25 protein-coding genes are annotated in these 22,947 nt (G+C 71.9%); 21 read left to right on the plus strand and 4 right to left on the minus strand.

All coding sequences use genetic code 11. The features are described 5' to 3' along the window. The first annotated feature begins 124 nt into the window (after positions 1 to 124). From ACFXPL_RS10375 to ACFXPL_RS10385, 3 genes are read left to right on the plus strand one after another with little or no spacing between them, the layout of a single operon-like run. Positions 125 to 787, plus strand: coding sequence for a hypothetical protein (locus ACFXPL_RS10375; RefSeq protein WP_384915622.1), 663 nt, complete (start codon positions 125 to 127; stop codon positions 785 to 787). Further along, positions 784 to 2,094 (plus strand): sensor histidine kinase, encoded by a 1,311-nt coding sequence (locus ACFXPL_RS10380; protein WP_384915625.1) that lies wholly within the window; start codon positions 784 to 786, stop codon positions 2,092 to 2,094. The genes ACFXPL_RS10375 and ACFXPL_RS10380 overlap by 4 nt, the downstream gene beginning before the upstream one ends. Continuing rightward, positions 2,091 to 2,750, plus strand: coding sequence for a response regulator (locus tag ACFXPL_RS10385; protein WP_384915628.1), 660 nt, complete (start codon positions 2,091 to 2,093; stop codon positions 2,748 to 2,750). The genes ACFXPL_RS10380 and ACFXPL_RS10385 overlap by 4 nt, the downstream gene beginning before the upstream one ends. A 46-nt stretch (positions 2,751 to 2,796) precedes the next feature. Here ACFXPL_RS10385 and ACFXPL_RS10390 read toward each other — a convergent pair whose 3' ends face one another. The 3 genes from ACFXPL_RS10390 to ACFXPL_RS10400 all read right to left on the minus strand — a co-directional run bounded on the left by ACFXPL_RS10390 (position 2,797) and on the right by ACFXPL_RS10400 (position 4,164). After that, positions 2,797 to 3,006: a DUF397 domain-containing protein gene (locus tag ACFXPL_RS10390; protein ID WP_384915631.1), complete on the minus strand. Its 210-nt coding sequence runs from the start codon at positions 3,004 to 3,006 to the stop codon at positions 2,797 to 2,799. A 76-nt stretch (positions 3,007 to 3,082) separates the two neighbouring features. Next, on the minus strand, positions 3,083 to 3,292 hold the full coding sequence (locus ACFXPL_RS10395) for a DUF397 domain-containing protein (protein ID WP_384915633.1): 210 nt from the start codon (positions 3,290 to 3,292) through the stop codon (positions 3,083 to 3,085). Continuing rightward, positions 3,289 to 4,164, minus strand: a complete 876-nt coding sequence (locus tag ACFXPL_RS10400; RefSeq protein WP_384915637.1) for a helix-turn-helix domain-containing protein — start codon at positions 4,162 to 4,164, stop codon at positions 3,289 to 3,291. The genes ACFXPL_RS10395 and ACFXPL_RS10400 overlap by 4 nt, the downstream gene beginning before the upstream one ends. A gap of 152 nt (positions 4,165 to 4,316) precedes the next feature. On the opposite strand from ACFXPL_RS10400, the gene ACFXPL_RS10405 reads away from it, so the two are divergent. The 6 genes from ACFXPL_RS10405 to ACFXPL_RS10430 all read left to right on the plus strand — a co-directional run bounded on the left by ACFXPL_RS10405 (position 4,317) and on the right by ACFXPL_RS10430 (position 7,882). Next, entirely contained in the window at positions 4,317 to 4,808 is a 492-nt protein-coding gene (locus tag ACFXPL_RS10405) for an ATP-binding protein (RefSeq protein WP_384915781.1), read from the plus strand. Positions 4,809 to 5,020: 212 nt separating this feature from the next. Then, positions 5,021 to 6,052, plus strand: coding sequence for a helix-turn-helix domain-containing protein (locus ACFXPL_RS10410; RefSeq protein WP_384915640.1), 1,032 nt, complete (start codon positions 5,021 to 5,023; stop codon positions 6,050 to 6,052). 86 nt (positions 6,053 to 6,138) lie between these two features. Further along, entirely contained in the window at positions 6,139 to 6,486 is a 348-nt protein-coding gene (locus ACFXPL_RS10415; protein WP_384915643.1) for a hypothetical protein, read from the plus strand. Next, complete coding sequence (locus tag ACFXPL_RS10420; RefSeq protein ID WP_384915646.1) at positions 6,483 to 6,740, plus strand: hypothetical protein; 258 nt, start codon at positions 6,483 to 6,485, stop codon at positions 6,738 to 6,740. Before ACFXPL_RS10415 ends, ACFXPL_RS10420 begins: the two co-directional genes overlap by 4 nt. 268 nt (positions 6,741 to 7,008) lie before the next feature. Continuing rightward, positions 7,009 to 7,278 (plus strand): hypothetical protein, encoded by a 270-nt coding sequence (locus ACFXPL_RS10425; RefSeq protein WP_384915649.1) that lies wholly within the window; start codon positions 7,009 to 7,011, stop codon positions 7,276 to 7,278. Beyond that, entirely contained in the window at positions 7,271 to 7,882 is a 612-nt protein-coding gene (locus tag ACFXPL_RS10430; protein WP_384915652.1) for a DUF6879 family protein, read from the plus strand. The genes ACFXPL_RS10425 and ACFXPL_RS10430 overlap by 8 nt, the downstream gene beginning before the upstream one ends. A 21-nt stretch (positions 7,883 to 7,903) precedes the next feature. Here ACFXPL_RS10430 and ACFXPL_RS10435 read toward each other — a convergent pair whose 3' ends face one another. Continuing rightward, the gene (locus ACFXPL_RS10435; RefSeq protein ID WP_384915655.1) at positions 7,904 to 9,055 is read right to left on the minus strand and encodes a pyridoxal phosphate-dependent aminotransferase; all 1,152 of its coding nucleotides are present in this window, start codon (positions 9,053 to 9,055) and stop codon (positions 7,904 to 7,906) included. Positions 9,056 to 10,079: 1,024 nt separating this feature from the next. Between ACFXPL_RS10435 and ACFXPL_RS10440 the strand changes: the two genes are divergently transcribed. The 12 genes from ACFXPL_RS10440 (at position 10,080) to ACFXPL_RS10495 (ending at position 22,835) form a co-directional block, all read left to right on the plus strand. Further along, complete coding sequence (locus ACFXPL_RS10440; protein ID WP_384915658.1) at positions 10,080 to 10,616, plus strand: DUF2617 family protein; 537 nt, start codon at positions 10,080 to 10,082, stop codon at positions 10,614 to 10,616. A 36-nt stretch (positions 10,617 to 10,652) separates the two neighbouring features. Beyond that, a complete protein-coding gene (locus ACFXPL_RS10445; RefSeq protein WP_384915661.1) occupies positions 10,653 to 12,266 on the plus strand; it encodes a polyamine aminopropyltransferase in 1,614 nt (537 codons plus the stop codon). 170 nt (positions 12,267 to 12,436) lie between these two features. Further along, on the plus strand, positions 12,437 to 13,528 hold the full coding sequence (locus ACFXPL_RS10450; protein ID WP_384915664.1) for an SRPBCC family protein: 1,092 nt from the start codon (positions 12,437 to 12,439) through the stop codon (positions 13,526 to 13,528). Between the two features lie 9 nt (positions 13,529 to 13,537). Next, positions 13,538 to 14,362: an aldose 1-epimerase gene (locus ACFXPL_RS10455; RefSeq protein ID WP_384915667.1), complete on the plus strand. Its 825-nt coding sequence runs from the start codon at positions 13,538 to 13,540 to the stop codon at positions 14,360 to 14,362. A gap of 32 nt (positions 14,363 to 14,394) precedes the next feature. Continuing rightward, positions 14,395 to 14,931, plus strand: coding sequence for an orotate phosphoribosyltransferase (pyrE, locus tag ACFXPL_RS10460; protein WP_384915669.1), 537 nt, complete (start codon positions 14,395 to 14,397; stop codon positions 14,929 to 14,931). Between the two features lie 192 nt (positions 14,932 to 15,123). Then, positions 15,124 to 16,155 (plus strand): class II fructose-bisphosphate aldolase, encoded by a 1,032-nt coding sequence (gene fbaA, locus ACFXPL_RS10465; protein ID WP_384915671.1) that lies wholly within the window; start codon positions 15,124 to 15,126, stop codon positions 16,153 to 16,155. A gap of 194 nt (positions 16,156 to 16,349) precedes the next feature. Then, positions 16,350 to 17,807 (plus strand): MFS transporter, encoded by a 1,458-nt coding sequence (locus tag ACFXPL_RS10470; RefSeq protein ID WP_384915673.1) that lies wholly within the window; start codon positions 16,350 to 16,352, stop codon positions 17,805 to 17,807. Positions 17,808 to 17,957: 150 nt separating this feature from the next. Further along, complete coding sequence (locus ACFXPL_RS10475; protein ID WP_384915676.1) at positions 17,958 to 18,371, plus strand: DUF3151 domain-containing protein; 414 nt, start codon at positions 17,958 to 17,960, stop codon at positions 18,369 to 18,371. A 245-nt stretch (positions 18,372 to 18,616) separates the two neighbouring features. Then, complete coding sequence (locus ACFXPL_RS10480) at positions 18,617 to 19,516, plus strand: DUF3152 domain-containing protein (RefSeq protein WP_384915679.1); 900 nt, start codon at positions 18,617 to 18,619, stop codon at positions 19,514 to 19,516. Positions 19,517 to 19,698: 182 nt separating this feature from the next. Continuing rightward, positions 19,699 to 20,544: a tryptophan 2,3-dioxygenase family protein gene (locus ACFXPL_RS10485; protein WP_384915682.1), complete on the plus strand. Its 846-nt coding sequence runs from the start codon at positions 19,699 to 19,701 to the stop codon at positions 20,542 to 20,544. 55 nt (positions 20,545 to 20,599) lie between these two features. Next, positions 20,600 to 21,877, plus strand: a complete 1,278-nt coding sequence (kynU, locus tag ACFXPL_RS10490) for a kynureninase (RefSeq protein ID WP_384915784.1) — start codon at positions 20,600 to 20,602, stop codon at positions 21,875 to 21,877. Positions 21,878 to 21,953: 76 nt separating this feature from the next. After that, positions 21,954 to 22,835 carry an alpha/beta hydrolase gene (locus tag ACFXPL_RS10495; RefSeq protein WP_384915685.1) on the plus strand — a complete coding sequence of 294 codons (882 nt, stop codon included), beginning with the start codon at positions 21,954 to 21,956 and terminating at the stop codon, positions 22,833 to 22,835. The last annotated feature ends 112 nt before the right edge of the window (positions 22,836 to 22,947 follow it).

The following is a 22,947-nucleotide window of genomic DNA, read 5'->3' on the forward strand; positions in this document are numbered from 1 at the left end:
TGTCATCCCCCGCGAGAGTTACCCGCGCCGTCCGCACCGCGGCTGACGAACTCGGGTGCCGGCCGCGGATAGCGTCGCGGCAGTGCCGGGCGGCCCGGCAGCGACGACTTGCCCGGGGGAAAGAATGACCCGCAGCGCCCGCAGCATCGGCAGCACCCGCAGTGCCCGCAGCACCCGCGGCACCGGCAGCACCCACAGCGCCCGCGTACCGTCCGGTCCGTATGCCGCATCCCCACCGTCCGAGCCGAACACCGGCAGCCGGCACGGGCCTTGGGGCCGCGTGCGACGGATCGGCGTGGTCGTCGTCACCGTCCTCCTCGGGATGTTCGTCGCCCTGAACATTCACGAACTGGGCCACACCGCCGCCGCGTGGCTCGCCGGTGACCACGACGCCTCGTACGAACTGCGCTGCGAACCCGCCGGGTTCGGCTGCAACCACTTCGATGCCACCGGGATGAGCGAGGCCGAGAAGGCCGCGGTCACGGTTGGTGGCCTCCTGGTCACGCAGATCATCACCTGGTCGCTGCTGCTGCTTCGCCGGCGTGCCGGCCAGGGGTGGCGCCCGGTGCTGACTCCGCTGGTCGCGGTCTTCGCCGTCGACCCCGTACTGCAGTTGGTGCAGGCAGCGTTCACGCCGCTTCCGGAGTACGACCTGACCAAGGTGGACTTCACCGCCTTCGCCACGCTCCTGGGCTGGTCACAGTCCTTCTCGCTCGTGGTGTTCATCGGCGGCACGATCGCCTATGTCGCTGTGTGGGTGCGCCTGGGCTACCGTGTCCGATCATGACTACCGGGCCGGTGTGGGCGAGGCCGTCACCGACCGGCCGTCAGTGGCGCTGGGACCTCGCGGTCGGCGTCCTGCTGACGGTCGGCGTGGCCGTGAGCACCGTACTGTCGCGCAGCGCCGGCATCGACCCCGGTTCGTTGCGGCCCGGCCCGGGCGAGGAACTGGCCTGGGCGCTCGCCGTCGGCCTGCCGTTGTGCTTTCGCCGCCGCTTTCCGCTGAGTGCGCTCATGATGTGCGCCGTCGCGTTCATCGGCCTGCAGTTGCGGTTCGTCGGCGACTCCTCGGCGAGTTCGGTCTGCCTGACCCTCGCCGTCTACACCGCCGGCGCCTGGAGCCGTGACCGGCGTCGCGCGACCGCGGTACGGATCGTCGTCGTCGTGGCGCTGTCAGCCACCCTCGCCTACGCGTTGAGCACGGACACCTGGTCGGCGCTGAACGGGCTGACGGCCGGGCGCGACAGCGGCCCCCTGCCGGTGCTGCCCGCGTTCGCCCTCTACGCGGTCGGGACGAACGTCCTCTTCCTCGCGGGTGCCTGGACCTTCGGGAACGCCGCGTGGGTACAGACCCGCCAGCGTACGGAGCTGGCCGAACGCAACCGCGAAGTACAGGCCGAGCGCGACGAGAACGCGCGCAACGCGGTCATCGCCGAGCGGCTGCGCATCGCCCGCGAACTCCACGACGTCGTCGCGCACCACGTGAGTGTCATGGGCGTACAGGCGGGCGCCGCCCGGCTGATGCTCACCCGCGACCCCGCCGCCGTCGGAGGCGCGCTCATGTCGATCGAGTCGGCGGGCCGGGACGCGGTCGAGGAGATGCACCGTCTCCTCGGAGTGCTACGGGACGAGCGGCGACCCGCGCAGGAGACGCCGATCGCGGGCGTCGAGCGACTCGCCACGCTCGTGGAGGGAGTCCGCGGAGCCCTCCGGGCCACCTGCACGGTGGACGGCGAACCGCGCGAACTTCCCCAGTCGCTGTCCATCTCGCTGTACAGGATCGCGCAGGAGGCGCTGACCAACACGGTGCGGCACGCGGGCGCGTCGAGGGTCGACGTCACGTTGTCCTACCGACCGACCACGGTCGAACTGATCGTGGTCGACGACGGACAGGGCGCCGCCGGTCACACGGCGGCCGTGCCGTCCGCACAGGACGCGCGACGCACGGGGAGCGGACGCACGGGGAGCGGACGGGCCCGCGGCGGCCTGGGGCACATAGGGATGCGCGAGCGGGTGGCCCTGCACGACGGCACGCTCCAGGTCGGTCCGGACGAGCGTGGCTATGCCGTCCGGGCCTGGTTCCGGCTGGTATGACCAGGATTCTGCTCGCCGACGATCAGAAGCTCATCCGTGGCGGTATCCGGATGATCCTCCGGAGCGAGGACGACTTCGAGGTCGTCGGCGAGGCCGAGGACGGGTTCCAGGCCGTCGATCTGGCCCGGTCACTGCGGCCCGACATCGTCCTGATGGACGTACAGATGCCGGGGCTCGACGGCCTCGAAGCCACCCGGCAGGTGGTGGCGGCGGGTGAGTGTGTGGTGCTCGTCCTGACGACATTCAACCGGGAAGACTATTTGTTCCAGGCCCTCCAGGCCGGCGCGAGCGGCTTCCTGCTCAAGAACGCCTCGCCGGAGGACCTGATCAGCGCGGTCCGGGTGGTCGCCCGCGGCGACGCGCTCCTGGCACCGGAGCTGACGCGGCGCCTCTTCGACCGGTTCATGGCCCGGCCGGCCGTGTCGCAGCGGCCGGACCTGCTCGGTCTGCTCACCGAGCGGGAGGCGCAGATCCTGCGCCTGGTGGCGGGCGGGGACAGCAACGCCGAAATAGCCGGCAAGCTGTACGTCGGTGAGGCGACCGTGAAGACCCATGTGTCCCGGGTCCTGAACAAACTCGGGCTGCGGGACCGGGTACAGGCGGTCGTGTACGCGTACGAGACGGGCGTCGTGGCGCCGGGGGACAACCCTCCTTGAGCCTCGCCAGGTCCGACAAGGCGCAGACGTACGTGTCCGGCGAGCGTCAGCCAGTCACGACGTGCGTGACGAAGTCCGCCCATGCGTCCGGCGTGAGCGCAAGCCGAGGGCCTCCTGTGACCTTGGAGTCTCGAACCCGCACTGCGCCGGGGGTGGTGGCGATCTCGATGCAGGACTCGCCGTTGGTACCGCCGCTGTAGCTGCTCTTGAACCATGTCAGTTCGGAGGCGTCCCTGGCTGAGGCCTTGCGCATCATGTCTCTCCCAGCAGTTGCTCGATGAAGGCCAGCGACTCCCCTGGCGGGAGAGGCCTGTGCAGGTGCCGCTATGGAGTCAGCCTGTCTGGGCGTACGTGACGAAGTTGGCCCAGGCGCTGGGTGCGAGCGCCAGGTGGGGGCCGTCGACGGTCTTCGAGTCGCGGATGTGCACGGTGCCGGGGGTGGTGGCGATCTCGACGCAGGAGTTGCCGTCGTTGCCGCCGCTGTAGCTGCTCTTGAACCACGCCAGCCCGTAGGCGTCCCCGGCAGTGGTCTTGCGGATCATGTTTCTCCCAGCAGTTGCTCGATGAAGGCCAGCGACTCCCCTGGCGAGAGCGCCTGAGCCCGGATGGTGCCATACCGCAGCTCAAGGATGCGCAGGTGTTTGGGTTCGGAGATCGGTCGGCCGTTGAACGCGCCGTCGGAGCGACCCACGGCCGTACCGTCCATGAACTTCAGCATCTCGATCCTGCCGTCCATGCCGGAGTGGGTGGTGCAGTTTGTCGGCATCACCTGAAGCACGACGTTGTGCAATCGCCCCGCTTCCAACAGACGTTCGAGCTGTTGACGCCACACCATTGTGCCCCCGATAAGACGCCGCAGGACCCCCTCTTCCAGGACGAAGCTGAGTGCTGGAGCCGGGTCGCGTTCGAAGATTGACTGCCGAGCCAGGCGAGCCGCCACCATGCGCTCCACGTCGTCCGGCGAGTACGGCGGCTGTGCCGCCCCGATCACGGCTCGTGCGTGCTCGGGCGTCTGCAATAGTCCGGCGATGATGTTGCACTCGTACAGGCCGATCTCGACCGCCTGGGCCTCCAGCTTGGCCAGCTCCCGGACCTTCCTCGGGTACCGGACCTTCTTCACGTCCTCCCACGTCGCCGCGATGAGCCCGTCCGCCCCCAGCACCTCGTCGGCCGCGTTGAGGAAGTCCTGCCGAGGGATCCGCTTGCCGCCCTCGATCTTGTACACCATGTCCTCGCCGTACCCGACGACCCTCCCGAACTCCCCGGCGCGCATCCCCGCCGCCTCCCGGCGGAGCTTCAACTGCCGCCCCACCGTGGTGATGACGGCCACGCCCCACTCGTCGTCCGGGTCCACCTCCCACCCCGGCTCGTCCGCCTCATCCCTCGGTTGTGCCGCCTCCACGTCCACCGACATCCGTACTCCTCCGTCCTGCCGCGCCGTCCCTCGGCGCCCTGCGCCCTACCCGTAAGAACCGCGCGGACAGCCACGACAGCACCGGACAAGAGCCGGACAGTGACCGTACGCAACCGCTCCGTCACTCCTCAGGGTAGGCGGATTCGGCCACCCTGAGTGACGTGATTCATGAAAGTGCCGAGACCACGGCCCGACTCGACCACCCTGCGTCCACCTTCAGCGTGCTGCTTTCCTCCACGCCCCGGGGCGCCCGGCTCGCTCGTCTGCTCGCGGAGAGTCAACTCCGGGACTGGGGGCTCCCGTCGGACCCCGGGCGGCTCCTCGTGGCCGAGCTGGCGGCCAACGCCGCGAGCCATGGCCGGGTGGCCGGGCGGGACTTCCGGCTCACGCTGCGCCTCGCCGGTGACGTTCTCCGGATCGAGGTCGCCGACACGCGCCGGGAACGCCTGCCCGTACTGCAACGGCCGGATCGGGACGCCGAGTCGGGGCGTGGCCTGCTGCTGGTGGACGCGCTCGCCGACCGCTGGGGAGTAATCGAAGGCTTGTTCCCACGAAAGGTCGTCTGGGCGGAAGTGCGTCTCGCGCGACCGGAACCCGTTCCGTCAGGTTCCGGTGATGCCGGCTGTCTTCCCCAAGGAACGTGAGGAGAAAGAAACCCACCAAGCCCCACCCCACCCGCCCGTCGCTCACACTCACTCCGGCGGGTGAACATCCCTGGTTGGGCTGGATTTCGAGTCCCCCGACTGCCTTACGCTCAGCGGGAGCAGACACACCACCGCAGACATACGTCGGCCCCCGGCCGGGAGTAACGATCCCGATCGAGGGCCTGACCAACGAGGAAGAAAGCACCTTCCTGATGGATACCCGAAACACTAGCGCGCCTTCGCGCGCCCCGTCAGCCGTAGCCGACGGTCGACGCCCCTTACGGGCCAACCCGCGTACCCGCGTTCGGCGCCCGGCTCCGGCCCCGGCTGCTCATCCCGCCGGTGTCACGCACGACAACGTCCGCCACGCCACCCGCTTCACGGTGATCGGCAACCACCTCGCCCAGCACCGAGAGCTGTCGCTGCTCGCCATGGGCCTCGGTCTGCACATCCAGTCGCTGCCCACCGGCGCCCGTGTGGACATCAAGACCCTCGCCGACCGCTTCCCCGAGGGCGCCACGCGTATCGCCGCCGGGTTACGGGAACTTGAGGCGCACGGCTACCTCCGCCGGGTACGTGAGCGCACCCCTGACGGCCGGATCGTCACCCGTACGATCTCCTGCAACCAGCCGGCGGCGGCCCGGCACCGTACGGCCACCGCGCACGCACGCACCGCGGCGCCGGTCCGCATCCCGCACCCGCCCCCGGCCGACAGCGCGCCCCCGGCGCCTACCGCGCCCCCGGCGCACGAGGCGGACCCCGGCGAGAACCACACGCCCGACGGCACGCACCCCGAGCCCCTGGACCCCGAGCCCAACCGCCCCGCGCCCCGCAAGAAGCGGCCCCTGCCCGCCGTACCCCAGCCCGGCTACTCCTCCCCGGACCTCCTCCGGGCGGCCACGGACTTCCTCGCCGGCCTGCGTGTCCTCAACCCCCGCCTTCTCCTCTCCGCCTGCGACACGGCTCACCTCGCCCCCGGTGTCGCCGCCTGGCTGGAGCGCGGCGTGGCGCCCGACGCTGTGCGCCACGCCCTGACCAGCGGCCTGCCGCCCGGCGGCCCGCGCCGTTCGGCCGCCCTGCTGGCCTACCGCCTGACCACCCAACTGCCGCCCCCACCCCCGTTCCGCGCACCGAAGCCCGTCAGGGTCCCCCTCCAGAACTGCGACCACTGCGACCGGGCCTTCCGCGCCCCGGAACCAGGGCGGTGCGGAGAGTGCAGCCCGGTCGCCCCCACCCGCTCATGAACAGGACCTTCACACCCATGTTGGCGACGCCCTGCCCCAGCCGTCCCGGACGACTAACCTGGCCCGTGCGCTCCCAGGAGGACACCATGAGCACCCAGGCCGACCACGGGCACGAGCTGGCCCCCCGCCCCGAGCAGACGCCCGACGCACTGCGTGCCGCCCTGGCCGTCGTCGCCCCCGGTCGCCTGGCCGAGATGCAACGGACGAAGGACGAGGCCTTCGCCAAGGCCGTCGAGTGGCAGTCGCTCAGCCCGGTGCGAAGCTGGGTCCTGGCCTGGGCCCGGGACATCGAGATCGCCCGCCGTCCCGACCTGTCCGCCCGCCACGCTCGCGCGAGCGGCGACCTGGAGGACGAGGATCCGGACGTCGCCCGGGAGGCGCTGCGGGAACTGACCGCGGTCCTGGACGATGCGATGACGGCAGTACGCGGTTGAGCTGGGCCTGGGAGTACGCCTTCGGGGCAGAAGAAGCAGCCCGCACCGCACCGCGCTCCTTCCTGGCCGGAGTGGAGGAGAAGGCGGATGAACTGGTCAGGGCGGCGGAGGCACTGTACGTGCACGGACGAAGCCATGAGGGAGAGAATCCGAAAGGCGGGAATCTCCCCGTTCCCGGTGGCATGTTCACGTACCAGATTGTCGTGCGCAGCGAATGTGTCTACATCGTCCAGATCACCTGCCTGGGCTTCTGACCGGCGGTCGCCACCGACTGGATCCGATGTCTTCCGGCACCGCTGAACCAGGCGGCTCGGCGTCAACTTTACGTAGGGAGCACCCGGGCGTCGACACCACGATTCCGGTTCACGGACACTGCCCACGGGTTCCGGACGACTACGCGTCCATCCGCGCGTCGTGATTCGAAATGGCCTGTTGCTTTCGATGCCCGTACGAAATTCGATCGAGGTGTTGGCGTGCGGTGCTAGCGTTGCTTCGTTCGGGCCCGAACAGAGGGAGGCGGCTGTGGAAAGGCCATGGGAAGCGGATCCTGAGACGACATTCCTGCGGCGGATCGGCTCGTCGCCGCAGGAGTTGGGAGTCACCTCGGACACCCCCGACTGCCCCGACCTGTGGGAGTTGGAGAACGGTGATGTCGCTGTCATCGGGCGGGACTTGTCGAGTTCTCTCGGTACGAGGCTGCCTGCCGGGGTGTCGATCGGTCCCGATGAGCGCCTCGTGGTGATTCCCAGGAGCATGCTCATCGCGGCGAAGCGGGACATTCCCAATGTTTGATTCATTTCCCCAGGGAATTTCGACCCGCCTGGAGCGCCCCCGCTACCACGAGGAGTACTACCGCACTCTCACGAGCGGAATTAGGCATCTCAACAAGCTGGAGCGTGGCCAGCATTTCAAGGAGCGCGGTTTTCCGAGCTGGGAGGCGTTCGCGGCCGGACGCTGGGGCGAGGCGCTTTCGCTCATCGAGGAGAAGCGCGACGCCTACGTCGGGCAGGTCGGGGAAGTGGACCGGCTCGGTGTGCTGCAGCGCCGCCTCCGCGTGGTGGAGTTCCCGGTGACGCCCTATGTGCAGTGGGAACTGCATGTGCTGCGGCTGCGCGTCGAGGTGGGGGACCGGATCCGTCTGCTCGACGCCAGGACGATCGCGGACATCGAGAAGCACCGCGAGGTCCCCGAGGTGGTGATCCTCGGCGACGTCGCCATGTTCGAGGTGCGGTACGACCACGACGGGAACGCGGCGGGGGCCCGTCACTACACCGACGCGGAGCTGATCGCGGAGACCTCGGCCGGTTTCGACCAGCTCTACGCGCGGGGAGAGGAGTACGCCGCCTTCTTCGACCGTGAGATCGCCCCGCTCCCGCCGCCGGGCGCCACTGCCTGAACCGGGCCGTTCGCCGTGAGCTCAGGCTGTCAGTTGCCGCAGGCGGCTGATGGCCTCTTCGAGGACGTCGGTGCGTTTGCAGAACGCGAAGCGTACGAAGGGCGCGCCTTCCTTCTGGTGGTCGTAGAAGACCGCGTTCGGGACGGCGACCACCGCGCACCGCTCCGGAAGCGCGCGGCAGAAGGCGAAGCCGTCGCTCTCGCCGAGTGGGCGGATGTCCGTCGTGACGAAGTAGGTGCCCGCCGGGCGGTAGACCTCGAAGCCGGCCGCCGCCAGGCCCGTGCAGAGCAGATCGCGCTTGGCGCGCAGATCGGCGCGCAGGTCGTCGAAGTAGCTCTGCGGCAGGCGCAGGGCCTCGGCGATCGCGTACTGGAACGGGCCTGAGCTGACGTACGTCAGGAACTGCTTGGCCGAGCGCACCGCCGTGACCAGTGCGGGCGGGCCCGTCACCCAGCCCACCTTCCAGCCGGTGAACGAGAAGGTTTTGCCGCCGCTGCTGATCGTCAGGGTGCGCTCCCGCATGCCGGGCAGTGTGGCGATCGGCAGGTGTTCGCCCTCGAAGACGAGGTGTTCGTAGACCTCGTCGGTGATGACCAGCAGATCGCGCTCCACGGCGAGCTCGGCGACGGCGGCCAGTTCGGCGGGGCTGAGGACGGTGCCGGTGGGGTTGTGCGGGGTGTTGAGCAGGAGGACGCGGGTGCGGTCGGTGACCGCGTCGCGGAGTTCGTCGAGGTCCAGGTGGTACGCGCCGTCGCGGGGGCGCAGGGTGACCGGGACGCGGGTGGCGCCCGCCATGCCGATGCAGGCGGCGTACGAGTCGTAGTACGGCTCCAGCGCGATCACCTCGTCGCCGGGACCGGCCAGGGCGAGCAGGGCGGCGGCGATGGCCTCCGTGGCGCCCGCGGTGACCAGGACCTCGGTGCCGGGGTCGTACGTCAGGCCGTACCGCAGCCGCTGGTGGTCGGCGACCGCGGTGCGCAGTTCGGGGACGCCGGGGCCCGGCGGGTACTGGTTGCCGCGTCCGTCGCGCAGCGCCCGTACCGCGGCCTCCCTGACGGCCTCGGGCCCGTCGGTGTCGGGGAAGCCCTGGCCGAGGTTGATCGCCCCGGTGCGGGCGGCCAGGGCCGACATCTCCGCGAAGATCGTTGTGCCGCCGAGCCAGTCTTTGGTCATGGCGGACATCCTGCGCCGAACCTCTGGACTTGCTCAAGTCGGCTTTGGGCGGCGGACGCCGGGGGGACAACCGATGCACGCACGTCAGTGCGGGGCCCGTCGCCCGGAGGCGGCGCGGTCCCGCTCCGGGGGAACAGTCGGGGGACAGTGAGGACGGTGAGGCCCATGCTCGGCGTGGGAGTGGTGGTGGTTCTGGTCGCGGTCGCGTTCGTCGGGGTCGTGTCGAGTGTGCGCGGCGGCAAGGACAGGCGCCGGCGGGGGATGGCCGGAGGGACGGCCGGAGGGAAGGCCCGTAGCGCGGCGAAGGCGCGTGACGCGGAGCGGGTGCGTGACGCGCGGTTCCGTAACGCGGCGAAGGCGCGGAACACGACGCGGAACCGCCGTACGGCCCGGCCCTCGGCCTCGCCGTCTCTGTCGAAGAAGGGCGCGAGGGGTTCGAAGCGCCGCTCCTCCGGCGGCAGTTGGTGGGCCGGCGGCGGCGCGGCCGGCGGCAGCGGTGGGTCGGCCGGGTGCGGCAGCGGCGGTGGGCACTCGTCGTGCGGTGGCGGCGGACACTCGTCCTGCGGCGGAGGCGGGTCCTCCTGCGGCGGTGGCGGTGGCGGGGGGTGTGGCGGAGGCAGCTGACACGGGGCAGCTGGTCCGCCGCGGACCGAACGGTCCCGCGAAGGCGCAGACCTTCGCGGGACCGTTCCGCATGTCCGCCCGCCCCGTCGCTCCGACCTGTTGTGGCGCCCCGTCATAGTCCGCCCGGTCACGCATAATCCGGCGGCACACGCACAGTCGGGCGGACCGCGCGCAGTCCGGTTGAACAGGTGAACTGCACAGCCCCCGAGGGGATGGAAACCCCGTCAAGTTGGGTAAAAACGCTGTGAGCGTCGCGTACTTCGTGATTCCCTCCCTCTTGAGAGCTTCCAGCCCTCGGACCTGATATGGCGCCGAGCGGGCGATCTCCTCCACGAGTTCCGTAGCTCTTCGTCCGGGACATCCCCGGTCCACCCGTCAAGCGTGTTTGCGGAGCCCACCCATGCTCACCACCCTCAATACCGCCTACACCGACACCCGAGCGGCCGATCTGGCCTGGGAGTTGGGCCGGGAACCGGTTCCCGCCCTGGCCGTCCTGGATCTCGATCTCGCCGGTGCCGGGCTCCAGTTGAGACTGCTCGGCGCCTCCCATCAGGTGATTCTTGAGGAGCCTGGAGGCGCGTGCTCCGAGACCGTCGCCTGTATCCCGGGCAGTAGCACGCCACTGCCGCTCGGCGTGTCCAAGCGCCTCGGGGAATGGGAGTACGAATTCGCCGCGCGCGTCGAGACGCTCTCGCGCAATTCGTTCGCCGGCCGCGCGCAAGAACTGCTCGCCCTGGTCTCCGATCACCCGAACGGCCTAGCGGGGACGTTCCCGGGGGCCCCGAACGCCTTCACCGCGATGCTCGCGCAGCGCGACGAGAGCCATGTCCGCTGGCGCACCTGGCACGCGTACCCCCAGGAGGGGCGCCTGGTGGTCACCCGGACACGTATCAGGGTCCGTATGCCTGCGGTGCGGGGAATTCAGCCGTGTGGGTGACAAACCGAAATCAATTCGTGACGTAGCGTTACGTGCGTGATTCAGCAACCCGTGTCCTCGCCGCCCCAGGGTGAGACACGGCTGCCCGTGCGCGCGGGTGCGGGACGGTTCACGATTCTCGCCGTCGTCTTCGTGTGCGCCGCGTGCGGACTGGTGTATGAGCTGGAGCTGGTCGCGCTCGCCTCGTATCTGATCGGGGACTCCGTCACCCAGGCGTCCGTGGTCCTCTCGGTGATGGTCTTCGCGATGGGCGTCGGCTCGCTGCTCGCGAAGCGGCTGCGCTGCCGGGCGGCCTTCGGTTTCGGGCTGCTGGAGGCGGCGCTGGCGCTGCTGGGCGGCTGTTCGGCGCTCGTGCTGTACATGAGCTTCGTGTGGGTGGGGGAGTCGCGGTACGCGCTGGTGGGCTTCTCGCTGGCCATCGGTGTGCTCATCGGGGCCGAGATCCCGCTGCTGATGACGCTGATCCAGCGGTTCTCCCGGCAGGACGCGGAGGGGACGGTCGCCGACCTGTTCGCGGCGGACTACGTGGGCGCGCTCGTCGGTGGGCTCGCCTTCCCGTTCCTGCTGCTGCCCTGGCTCGGCCAGCTCACGGGCGCGCTGGTGACGGGCGCCGTCAACGCGGTGGCGGGCGCCGCACTCGTCCTGTGGCTCTTCGGGCGCGATCTGACGCGGCGGTCGCGCCGGGTGCTGGTCGCGGTGAACGTGGTGGTGCTCGCCGTGCTGGCCACGGCGGCGGTCGAGGTCGACGACTTCGAACGGGCGGCGCGGCGCGCGCTCTACGGCGACGGGGTGCGGGTCGCCCTGCACACCGACATCCAGGAAGTGGTGCTCACGGGCGCGGGCGCGGGGGGCGAGTCGCTGGAGCTGTATCTGGACGGGCGGCTGCGGGTCAGCGGGCGCGACGAGTTCCGGTACCACGAGGCGCTGGTGCACCCCGCGATGCGCGGACCCCACGCGCGCGTGCTGATCCTCGGCGGGGGCGACGGGCTGGCCGCGCGGGAGGTCCTGCGCTACCGGGACGTCCGGGCGGTCACCCTGGTCGAGCTGGACCCGGGCGTCGTCGGGCTCGCGCGTACGGACCCCGCGCTGGCGGAGCTGAACGGGCACGCGTACGACGACCCGCGGCTGCGGGAGGTGTCGGCGGACGCGTTCACCTGGTTACGGGAGGCGGAGCGGGCCGGGGCGGGCGCGTACGACGTGGTCATCTCGGACCTCCCCAACCCCGGCATCACCGCCAGTACGAAGCTCTACTCGGAGGAGTTCTACGGGCTGGCCTCGCACGTCCTCTCGAAGGGCGGACGGCTGGCGGTGCACGCGGGATCGCCCGCGACCGACCCGCGGATGTACTGGACGGTGGACGCGACCCTGCGCGCCGCCGGCTTCGGTACGACGCCCTACCGCGCCAGGGGCGGCCCTTCCGGCTTCGCGGCGGGGCCCGACCGGGCGAAGGACGGCAGACCGGAGATGAGCGACTGGGGGTTCGAGCTCGCGGAGGTGGGCGCGCGGCCCGCGCTCGGGCTGGCGCCGGACGCGCCGCGGCTCCGGTCGTCGGCGCAGGGGCTGCCGGCGGCGGGGCAGAGGGGGGTGGAGCGTACGAGGGTGCCGGGGCTGCCGCCGTCGACGCTGGTGCATCCGCGGTACGGCGGGTAGCGGGGGAGGGGCGGGGCGCGTGGGGACGTGCGTGCGGGTGCGCGGGTGCGCGGGTGTGAGGGTGACAGCCAGAAGAGGCGGAGGGGAGAGAGGCGTGATGTGGGGGCGTTGTGCATGGTGTGGGGCAAAGGGGCTGCCTCGGCGGCGACCTCTGAGTAGGCTCGGCTTCCATGGAGCATGAGGTGTTCGTTCCGGTTTCGGCAGAGACCCTTCGGCAGACGCTGCGGGACCCCGCCCGGGTCGCCCGGTGTGTACCAGGACTCCAACAGGACGCCGACGCGTCGGCCGGGCCGCTCTCCGGGCGGCTCAAGGTCCGCGTCGGCGGCCATACGATCACCTACCGCGGCGCGCTGACGCTCGCCGAACGGGACGGGCGGTTCGAGGTCGAGGCGGCCGGCACGGAGGTCCGGGGTTCCGGCTCCGCCAAGCTCACCCTCACGATCGGGCTGACGGACACCCCTGGCGGTACGACCGTCGCGTTCACCGGCGGCGCGCGTGCGGACGGCCGACTGGCCGAGCTGGACGCCGGGACGGTGACGGCGGCGGGGCAGCGGCTGCTGGACCGCTTCGTCGCGCGCCTGGGGGACGAGTCGGCTGCGGAGGACCCTGGCCGGGCCGGCTCCGGGGACTCCGGCTCCGGGGACTCCGGTACCGAGGACTCCGGTACGGGGAAGGGCGGTTCCGGGGCTGAGGACGGGGCTGAGGCCGGGGTCGGGGAGCGCGACGCGGGCGGGTCGGATGCCGGGCCTTCGGACGCCACCACCGCACCCGCTGCCGATGCGGAGCCCGCCTCGGACGCGGGCACCGGCTCGGAGGGTGCCTCCGACGCCGACGCCGGCTCGGACGCGGACGCGGACGCCGGCTCGGACGCGGACAGTGGCTCGTCGGCCGACCCCGACCCCGCCCCCGACGCGGGCTCGGGCGCGGACCCCGACGCGGACGCCGATGACGCGGCCTCCGTCTTCGACGTCGAGGTGCCGCCGTCCTCGCTCGATGGTGCGACCACCTCGGGTGAGGGTGACTTCCGTATCCCCGACGTTCCTTTCGAGGAGCCGCCCGCCGAGGCCGCGCACGCCAGGCGGACCATGATCGGGCGCAGCGCCGAGGAGGTCGATCACGCCCCGCCGCGTGGCCGGTACGCCCCGGTGCCCGCTCCCGATGCCGCCGAGGGGGGTGGCACGCTCCGCTGGATCGCGCCCGCCGCCGCACTCGCGCTCGCCTCCGCCGTGGTGGTCGGCCGCGCGCTGCGGCGGCGCAAGTAGTGTCGGAGTGTGAGTAGCAGCGAAGAGAGCATCCGACTGGCGGCGGGCGACGCCGAGTTGACCATCACTCCGGCGAACGGCTGCCGGATCAGCAGTCTGCGCATCGGCGGGACGGAACTGCTGCGCCAAGGGGAGCGGTACGGCTGCTTCCCGATGGTGCCGTGGTGCGGCCGGATCGAGCACGGACAGTTCCGCAACGGCGGGGTGCTCCACCAGATGCCCCTGAACTCCCCGCCGCACGCCATCCACGGCACCGGCCGGGACACGGCCTGGCGCACCGCGCGGGTGGGCGAGAGCGAGGCGGCGTTCACGTACGACCTGGTGGAGCCCTGGCCGTACAGCGGGCTGGTGACGCAGATCGTGGAGCTGGCCCCGGACTCGCTGACCCTCCGGCTCGGGGTGGAGACGTACGACACGTCCTTCCCCGCGCAGGCGGGCTGGCACCCCTGGTTCCTCCGTTCCCTCGCGGGCGGGGAGCTGGGGGAGGGCACGGCGGAGGGCGGCGGTGTGAAGCTCGACTTCGCCGCCGACTGGCAGGAGGAGCGCGGCTCCGACCACCTCCCCACCGGCCGCCGGATCCCGCCGCGCCCCGGCCCCTGGGACGACTGCTTCGGCATGCCGGACGGGGTGGCCGCCACGCTGACCTGGCCCGGTCAGCTCGAACTCAAGGTGACGAGCCCCGCCGAATGGGCCGTGATCTACGACGAGCAGGCCGAGGCGGTCTGTGTCGAGCCGCAGTCCGGCCCGCCGAACGGGCTGAACGGCGCGCCCCGGCTGGTCACCCCGCTGGAGCCGCTGGAGATGGTCACCACCTGGCAGTGGCGACGGCTCTGAGGCCCGGGGAGGGACGGCTTAAGCTCATGGGCATGACTGACGTACGGGCTGAGCTGCTCCAACTGATCAAGGACAAGGCCGTGGTCCACGGCAAGGTGACCCTCTCCTCGGGGCTTGAGGCCGACTGGTACATCGACCTGCGCCGGATCACGCTGGACGGTCACGCGGCGCCGCTGGTCGGTCAGGTCATGCTGGACGCCACCGCCGAGCTGGACTTCGACTGCGTGGGCGGGCTGACGCTGGGCGCCGACCCGGTGGCGACATCGATGCTGCACGCCTCCGCCGCGCGCGGGCAGCGGCTCGACGCGTTCGTCGTCCGCAAGACGCAGAAGGCGCACGGCCTCCAGCGCCGGATCGAGGGCACGGACGTCAAGGGCCGTCGCTGCCTGGTGGTCGAGGACACCTCGACCACCGGCGGCTCTCCGCTGACGGCCGTCGAGGCGGTACGGGAGGCCGGCGGCGAGGTCGTCGCCGTCGCCGTCATCGTGGAGCGTGGCGCGGCCCCGGCCGTCGAGGCGGCCGGGCTGCCCTACCTCAACGTCTACGCACTCGACGAGCTGGGGCTCTGACCTGCGGTTTCCCGCCGACTACGGCGGCTGTCGGCCGTTTCACGTGAAACGGCCGACAGAGGCGTGTGCGGTACGCACCGCGATACTCACCGTGGACCTCCCGGGAGAGTCTGGAAAGATGGGGCCGACGACGATGTCGCCCCCAGGTCAGGGACAAGCACCTCACACCCGCACATCACAAGGAGCGGCCCGATGCCCATCGCAACCCCCGAGGTCTACGCCGAGATGCTGGACCGGGCGAAGGCAGGCAAGTTCGCCTACCCGGCCATCAACGTGACCTCCTCCCAGACCCTGCACGCCGCGCTGCGCGGCTTCGCGGAGGCCGAGAGCGACGGCATCATCCAGATGTCGACCGGTGGCGCTGAGTTCCTGGGCGGCCAGTACAACAAGGACATGGTGACCGGTGCGGTCGCGCTGGCCGAGTTCGCGCACATCGTCGCCGCCAAGTACGACATCACCGTCGCGCTGCACACCGACCACTGCCCCAAGGACAAGCTCGACAGCTATGTCCGTCCGCTGCTCGACGTCTCCGCCGAGCGCGTGAAGGCCGGCCGGAACCCGCTCTTCCAGTCGCACATGTGGGACGGCTCCGCCGAGACGCTGGCGGACAACCTGTCCATCGGTGAGGAGCTGCTCGCCCAGGCCGCCGCCGCCAGGATCATCCTTGAGGTCGAGATCACCCCGACCGGCGGTGAGGAGGACGGCGTCACCCACGAGATCAACGACGAGCTGTACACGACCGTCGACGACGCGCTGCGTACGGCCGAGGCCCTCGGCCTGGGCGAGAAGGGCCGCTACCTGCTGGCCGCGTCCTTCGGCAACGTCCACGGCGTCTACAAGCCGGGCAACGTCGTGCTCCGTCCCGAGCTGCTCAAGGACCTCCAGGAGGGCGTCGGCGCCAAGTACGGCAAGGCCGTCGGCAGCCAGCCGTTCGACTTCGTCTTCCACGGCGGCTCCGGCTCCACGGCCGAGGAGATCGCCACGGCGCTGGAGAACGGCGTCGTCAAGATGAACCTCGACACCGACACGCAGTACGCCTTCACGCGGCCGGTCGCGGACCACGTGCTGCGCAACTACGACGGCGTGCTGAAGGTCGACGGCGAGGTCGGCTCGAAGAAGACGTACGACCCGCGCACCTGGGGCAAGCTGGCCGAGGCCGGCATGGCGAAGCGCGTCACCGAGGCGTGCGCCGCGCTGCGCTCCACCGGCACCAAGCTCAAGTAGGTTCAGGGCGCTTCGGGCCCGGCACCGTACGCGACGGTGCCGGGCCCGACGCATGTCCGACGTCCGCCCGACGTCCGCCCGACGTCCGTGTGAGGCGCGTCCGGTGGGTGCCCGGCGCGCGCCCCACCCACGCACGGCCCACGCGCGGCAGACGCCGGGTCGCCGTCCGGGGGTGCTGCGGGGATGATCCCCGTATGGACATCAGGCTGTCCTCGGCCCGGGGACGCTGGGTCATTCTGACGACGGTGCTCGGTTCGAGCATGGCCCTGCTGGACTCCACCGTCGTCAATGTCGCGCTGCCGCACATCGGGGACTCCCTCAACGCGGATCTCGCGGCGCTCCAGTGGACCGTCAACGCCTACATGGTCACGCTGGCCGGGCTGATCCTGCTCGGCGGGTCGCTGGGCGACCGGTACGGGCGGCGGCGCGTCTTCGTCGTCGGCGTGGTGTGGTTCGCACTCGGGTCGCTGCTCTGCGGGATCGCGCCGAACGTCGCCATCCTGATCGCGGCCCGCGCCCTCCAGGGCGTGGGCGGCGCGCTGCTCGTACCCGGCTCGCTCGCGATCATCCAGGCGAGCTTCCACCCGGACGACCGGGCGCGCGCCGTCGGCCTGTGGTCGGGGCTCGGCGGCGTGGGGGCGGCGATCGGGCCGTTCCTCGGCGGCTGGCTGGTGGACGGGCCCGGCTGGCGCTGGGTGTTCCTGATCAATGTGCCGCTGGCCGCCGTGTGCGTACCGGTGGCGCTGCGCCACGTACCGGAGACCCGGGATCCGGCGGCGCGCGGGAAGTTCGACGTGCTGGGCGCGGTGCTCGGCGCGGCGTCGCTGGCGCTGGTCACGTACGCGCTCATCGCCAGGACGGTCTGGCCGGGGGTGGCGGGGGTGCTGGTCGCGGTGGCCTTCGTACGGGTGGAACAGCGCCGCGCCGAGCCGATGCTGCCGCCGTCGATCTTCAGGTCCCGGCTGTTCACCTCGGTGAACGTGGTGACGCTGTGCGTGTACGCGGCGTTCGGCGGCTTCTTCTTCCTCGCCTCGCTCCAGCTCCAGGTCGTCGCCGGGTACTCGGCGCTGCGCGCCGGCGCGGCCCTGCTGCCGACGACGGTGCTGATGCTGCTGCTCTCCGCGCGCTCCGGCGCGCTGGCGCAGCGGATCGGGCCCCGGCTGCCGCTCACGGTGGGGCCGCTGCTGTGCGCCGCGGGCATGGTGCTGATGTTGCGCGTGGGCCCGCACGCCGACTACCTGACGGATGTGCTGCCGGCCCTGGTGGTGCTGGGGATGGGCATGGTGACGCTGGTCGCGCCGCTGACGGCGACGGTCCTCGCCTCGGTCGACATCGCGCGGGCCGGGCTGGCCAGCGGCATCAACAACGCGGCGGCCCGCGCGGCCGGCCTGATCGCGGTGGCCGCGCTGCCGCTGCTGGCGGGCATGAAGCCGGAGGTGTACCGCTCGGCGACGGAGTTCGACGCCGCGTTCCGGCGGGCGATGCCGATGCTGGCCGGGGTGCTGGTGGTGGGCGGGCTGATCGCCTGGGCGACGGTACGGTCGCCGGGGCGCGAGGCGGCCGGGCGGCCGGAGCCGGAGTGCCGGGTCAACTGCGGGCTGACACCGCCGCTGGAGACGGACCGGCCGGGGGAGCGCGGCGGGGTGGGCTGAGCAGGGCGGGCTGAGCAGGGCGGGCTGAGCGGGACGGGGGACGTGGGCTGAGCGGGGTCGGGGGCTGAGCACGGCGGGCGGGCCGGCCGGGACGCCCGAGGGCCCGGTTCCGGTGGTCCTCGGCCGGGTGCGGCAAGGCAGACTGTAGGCATGGGTATCCACGAAAACCTTCTGGGGGGACCGCCCCCCACCGAACTGCCCGACGATCCCGAGCCGCGTGAGCTGCTCGCGAACGGCACGCCGCCCACCGACGTCGCCGCGAAGTACCCGACCTCGTCGCTGGCCTGGGCGCAGCTCGCCGACGGTGCGTACGAGAACGGGCGGGTCGTCGAGTCGTACGCCTACGCCAGGACCGGCTACCACCGCGGGCTCGACGCGCTGCGGCGCAGTGGCTGGAAGGGCCACGGCCCGGTGCCGTGGGAGCACGAGCCGAACCGCGGCTTCCTGCGCGCCCTGCACGCGCTCGCCCGCGCCGCGCAGGCGATCGGCGAGGAGGCGGAATACGAGCGCTGCGCGACGTTCCTGCGCGACTCGTCGCCGCTCGCGGCGGACACGCTCGGCTGAAAACGGCTGGGTCCCGGCCGCTCCCGGACTGAGTCGAAGCAGGTCGCGCGCCGTATCTCAGGGTGCCGGTCTCCCTCTGATGGTGCTTTTTGAGCCACGTCGTGTCCTGAACCCCACGATGAGTGTTTCGTAAAGGAACCCTTCGAAGGCCCCGCCCGTCTCTCAGGGCGTGGGCCTTCGCTTAGGTGGGCGAATATCGCTACCGGTATCGACTGTGGCCGGGTTCGATCAGGGAGACATCCGTTTTGGGCAAGCGCGCCGCCATCCGTCCGGGACGTCGTAGAACGTCCGCCTCCGGTGGCGGCGGCGGTGGCGGCGGGGGCACGGACCGTTACGGCCGCGGGCGCGGCCCGATCCGCCCCCTGGTGGCGGCGGGGATCGCGCTCGCCGTCGTGATCATCGGCGGCGCCGTCGTCGCCTCCTGGCCGGGCACCCGGGCGGAGGCGGACGCGCAGGACGGCGCCAAGGGCGGCGCCTCGCCGGCGGCGTCCTCCCCTGGAGCGGAGGCAGAGGCGGAGCCGGAACCGCGGACGACGCCGAGCCCCGAGGACTCGGACCCGACGCCCACGGCCCCGCCCGAGGTCCCGGCCTCCGGCCCCGGCACCTTCACCACCGCGCAGTCGCAGGGCGACCCCGTCGGCTCCGGGCCGCTGCGCCGCTACAGCGTGCAGGTCGAGAACGGGGTCGACGTCTCCGCCGCCGACGCCGCCGCCGAGATCGAGAAGATCCTCGCCCACCCGCAGGGCTGGGCCGCGCACGACCGGGGCAGGTTCCAGCTCGTCTCCTCGAACGCCGACTTCGTCGTCCGTATCGCCACCCCGGCCACCGCCGACAAACTCTGCCTCGCCTACGGGCTGAACACGGGCGGCGAGCTGAACTGCGAGACCGTCGAGGGCGTCGTGGTCAATCTGCGCCGCTGGCTGCTGGGCTCGCCGACGTTCGACGGGCCGCCCACCGAGTACCGGCACCTCATCATCAACCACGAGGTCGGCCATGAGATCGGCCTCCAGCAGCACCTGGGCTGCGCCGGGCCCGGCGAGCCGGCCCCGGTGATGATGCAGCAGATCAAGGGGCTCGACGGCTGCCGGTCCAACGCCTGGCCGTACGACGAGGACGGGACGTACGTCGAGGGCCCGGCCGTCTGAGCCGAGCGGGCGGCCCCGGAACGCCCGTACGGGTCCACGGGTCCACGGGTCCACGGGTTCACGGGTTCACGGGGCGGCACGGTGGCGGGGGCCCGGATTATGATGCCGGGAGGGGACCGGAGCTCCGTAGCCACAGACGGAAAGGGGCGGACCGCTACCCGGCACATGTCGAGGAGACAGCGATGTCGCACACCCCCGATGTCCCCGGAGCCGGTTCGGAGGCCCCGAACCTGGACTTCGCCGGGACCACCCCGTACGAGGACTACGTCCAGGCGGACGTCCTCACCCACTTGCAGCACCTGCGCTCCGACGACCCCGGCGAGATGGTCTTCCTCGTCACCACCCAGGTCATGGAGTTGTGGTTCACCGTCATCGTCCACGAGTGGGAGACGGCCTCCCGCGCGCTGCGCGAGGACCGTACACAGGTCGCGATCGACGCGCTGCGGCGCTCCGCGCGCGAGCTGGAGGCGCTCAACGCCTCCTGGCAGCCGCTCGCCCGGCTGACGCCCGCGCAGTTCAACGCGTACCGCGGCGCGCTCGGCGAGGGCTCCGGCTTCCAGTCCGCGATGTACCGGCGCATGGAGTTCCTGCTCGGTGAGAAGTCCGCGTCGATGCTCGTCCCGCACCGGGGCGCGCCGCGCGTCCACGCCGAGCTGGAGAAGGCGCTCCAGGAGCCGAGTCTGTACGACGAGGTGGTGCGGCTGCTCGCCCGGCGCGGGCTGCCGGTGCCTGACGCGGTGCTCGGCCGCGATCTCGCGCGGCGGTACGAGCCGGTGCCCGAGGTCGAGGAGGCGTGGACCCGGATCTACGGGGATCCGGAAGGTCACACGGAACTCGCCGCTCTCGGCGAGGTGTTGACCGACGTCGCCGAGCTGGTGTGGCGCTGGCGCAACGACCACCTGGTGGCGACCCGGCGCGCGATGGGCTCCAAGACCGGTACGGGTGGCTCCGCGGGCGTCGCCTGGCTGGAGAAACGCGCCACCAAGAACGTGTTCCCCGAGCTGTGGACGGCGCGCAGCCATGTCTGAGCCGTGGGAGGCGGCCGAGTCCGCGGCGACGAGCGGGAAATCCCCCGAGACGTCCATGTACCCCGGGCTCGCCGCGCGGGCCGCGTCCCTCGACGCCGCCGACGGACTCGCCCCGCTGCGTGACCTGTTCGCCCTCAACGAAGGGTCCGTCTATCTCGACGGGAACTCGCTGGGCGCGCTTCCCCGCCATGTCCCCGAGCGGCTGAGGGATGTGATGACCCGTCAGTGGGGCGAGCTGGGCATCCGTTCCTGGACCGAGGGTGGTTGGTGGACCGCGCCCGAGCGGATCGGCGACCGGATAGCCCCGCTCGTCGGCGCCGGCCCCGGGCAGATCGTGGTCGGGGACTCGACCAGTGTGAATGTCTTCAAGGCGGTGGTGGCCGCCGTACGCCTGGCCGGCCAGGACCGTACGGCCGGCCAGGACCGTACCGATGGCCAGGACCGTACGGCCGCCGAGGGCCGTACGGAAGTGCTGGTCGACGCCACGACCTTCCCCACGGACGGCTACATCGCGCGTTCCGCCGCCCGGATGACCGGCCGGCGGATCGTGCCGCTCGCCCCGGCCGAGATGCCCGCCGCGCTCGGTCCCCGTACCGCCGCCGTACTCGTCAACCACGTCGACTTCCGTACCGGGCGCCTCCACGACCTCCCCGGGATCACCGCCGCCGCGCACGCGGCCGGGGCGCTCGCCGTCTGGGACCTCTGCCACAGCGCGGGCGCGCTGCCGGTCGGACTGGACGCGCACGGGGTGGACCTCGCGGTGGGCTGCACGTACAAGTACCTGAACGGCGGGCCCGGTTCGCCCGCCTTCCTCTATGTGGCCGAGCGCCATCAGGCCGGCTTCGACTCCCCGCTGCCGGGATGGAACGCGCACGCCGACCCGTTCGCGATGGCCGCCGGTTTCGAGGCGGCGGACGGTGCGGTACGGGGCCGGGTCGGCACCCCCGACATCCTCTCCATGCTGGCGCTGGACGCGGCGCTCGACGTCTGGGCGGACGTGCGGATGGCGGACGTGCGGGCGAAGAGCCTGGCGCTGACCGACTTCTTCCTGGAGTGCGTGGCCGCGTACGCCCCGCCGGGCCGGGTGAGTTCGCTGACCCCCGCCGCGCACGCGGAGCGCGGCAGCCAGATCGCCCTGCGGTGCGCGGAGGCGCCCGCGGTGATGGACGGGCTGATCGCCCGCGGGGTGGTCGGGGACCTGCGCGGGCCGGACGTGCTGCGCTTCGGTTTCACCCCGCTGTACGTGGGCTTCGCGGACGCGGAGCGGGCGGCGCGGGTGCTCGGCGAGGTGCTGGCCGCGGTGCCGGGGCGGGTGCCGCCCGGTCGGCGGTGACGGCGACGCCCGTGGGGCTGATAGCGTCCCCGCTGATCAGGTCAATTCGCCCCTCGTACCGAAAGGTTGGAGCAAGATGCCGGACCCCGCCGCGCACGACGCCGTCGCTCGTGACGCCGCAGAGACCGAATCGGTCCTCGCCCGCCCGGTCGTCCGGCCCGACGCCACCGCCGCGTACGGCGAACACCCTGATCAGGTGATCGACTTCTACGCCCCCCGCGGCAACCAGGAACGGGTGCCGCTCGTCGTCGTCCTGCACGGCGGCGCGTGGCGCGCACCGTACGACCGGTGGCACCTCACCCCGTTCGCGGACTTCCTGGCCCGGCGCGGCTTCGCCGTCGCCAACGTCGAGTACCGGCGCGGGGCGGGCTCTCCCGATGACGGCGACGCCCCGGTGGCGGGGCGCTGGCCCGAGACGTTCGACGACGTGGCCGCCGCCCTGGACGCCCTGCCCGCGCTCGCCGCCGCCGCGCTGCCGCAGGCCGACGTACGGCGCACAGTGGTGACCGGGCACTCCGCGGGCGGCCACCTCGCGCTCTGGGCGGCGGCCCGGCATGTGCTGCCCGAGGGCTCGCCCTGGCGGCTGCCGCAGGCGCCGCCGCTGCGCGGGGTCGTCGCGCTGGCGCCGATCGCGGACCTCACACGCGCGGTCGAGCTGGCGGTGTGCGGCGGAGCGGTGCTCCAACTGCTCGGCGGCGAGGCGGAGTTCAAGCAGCGCAGGGAGAACGCGGACCCGGCGGCGCTGCTGCCGACGGGCATCGCGACGACGGTGGTGCAGGGACGAGTGGACCTCACCGTGCCGTACGAGGTCTCCGAGGCGTACGTGGAGGCGGCGGGCCTGGCCGGCGAACTGGTGGGGCTGACGCTGCTGGAGGATGTCGGGCACTTCCCCCTAGTGGACCCGGCGGCGGACGCGTGCGCGGTGGTCGCGGAGGAGATCGCTCAGCTCGCGTGGTGAGCGCGCGGCGCCGCCCGGCTCACCCGGCGGCCCGGGGGCACCCTCGTAGTACCTGGGACGGACGGACAAGGATCCGCTTCGCTGGTGACGCCCGGGCCCGGTGCGTCCCTCT

Origin of the sequence: Streptomyces sp. NPDC059092, from assembly GCF_042756365.1 — a bacterium.
GTDB lineage: Bacteria > Actinomycetota > Actinomycetes > Streptomycetales > Streptomycetaceae > Streptomyces.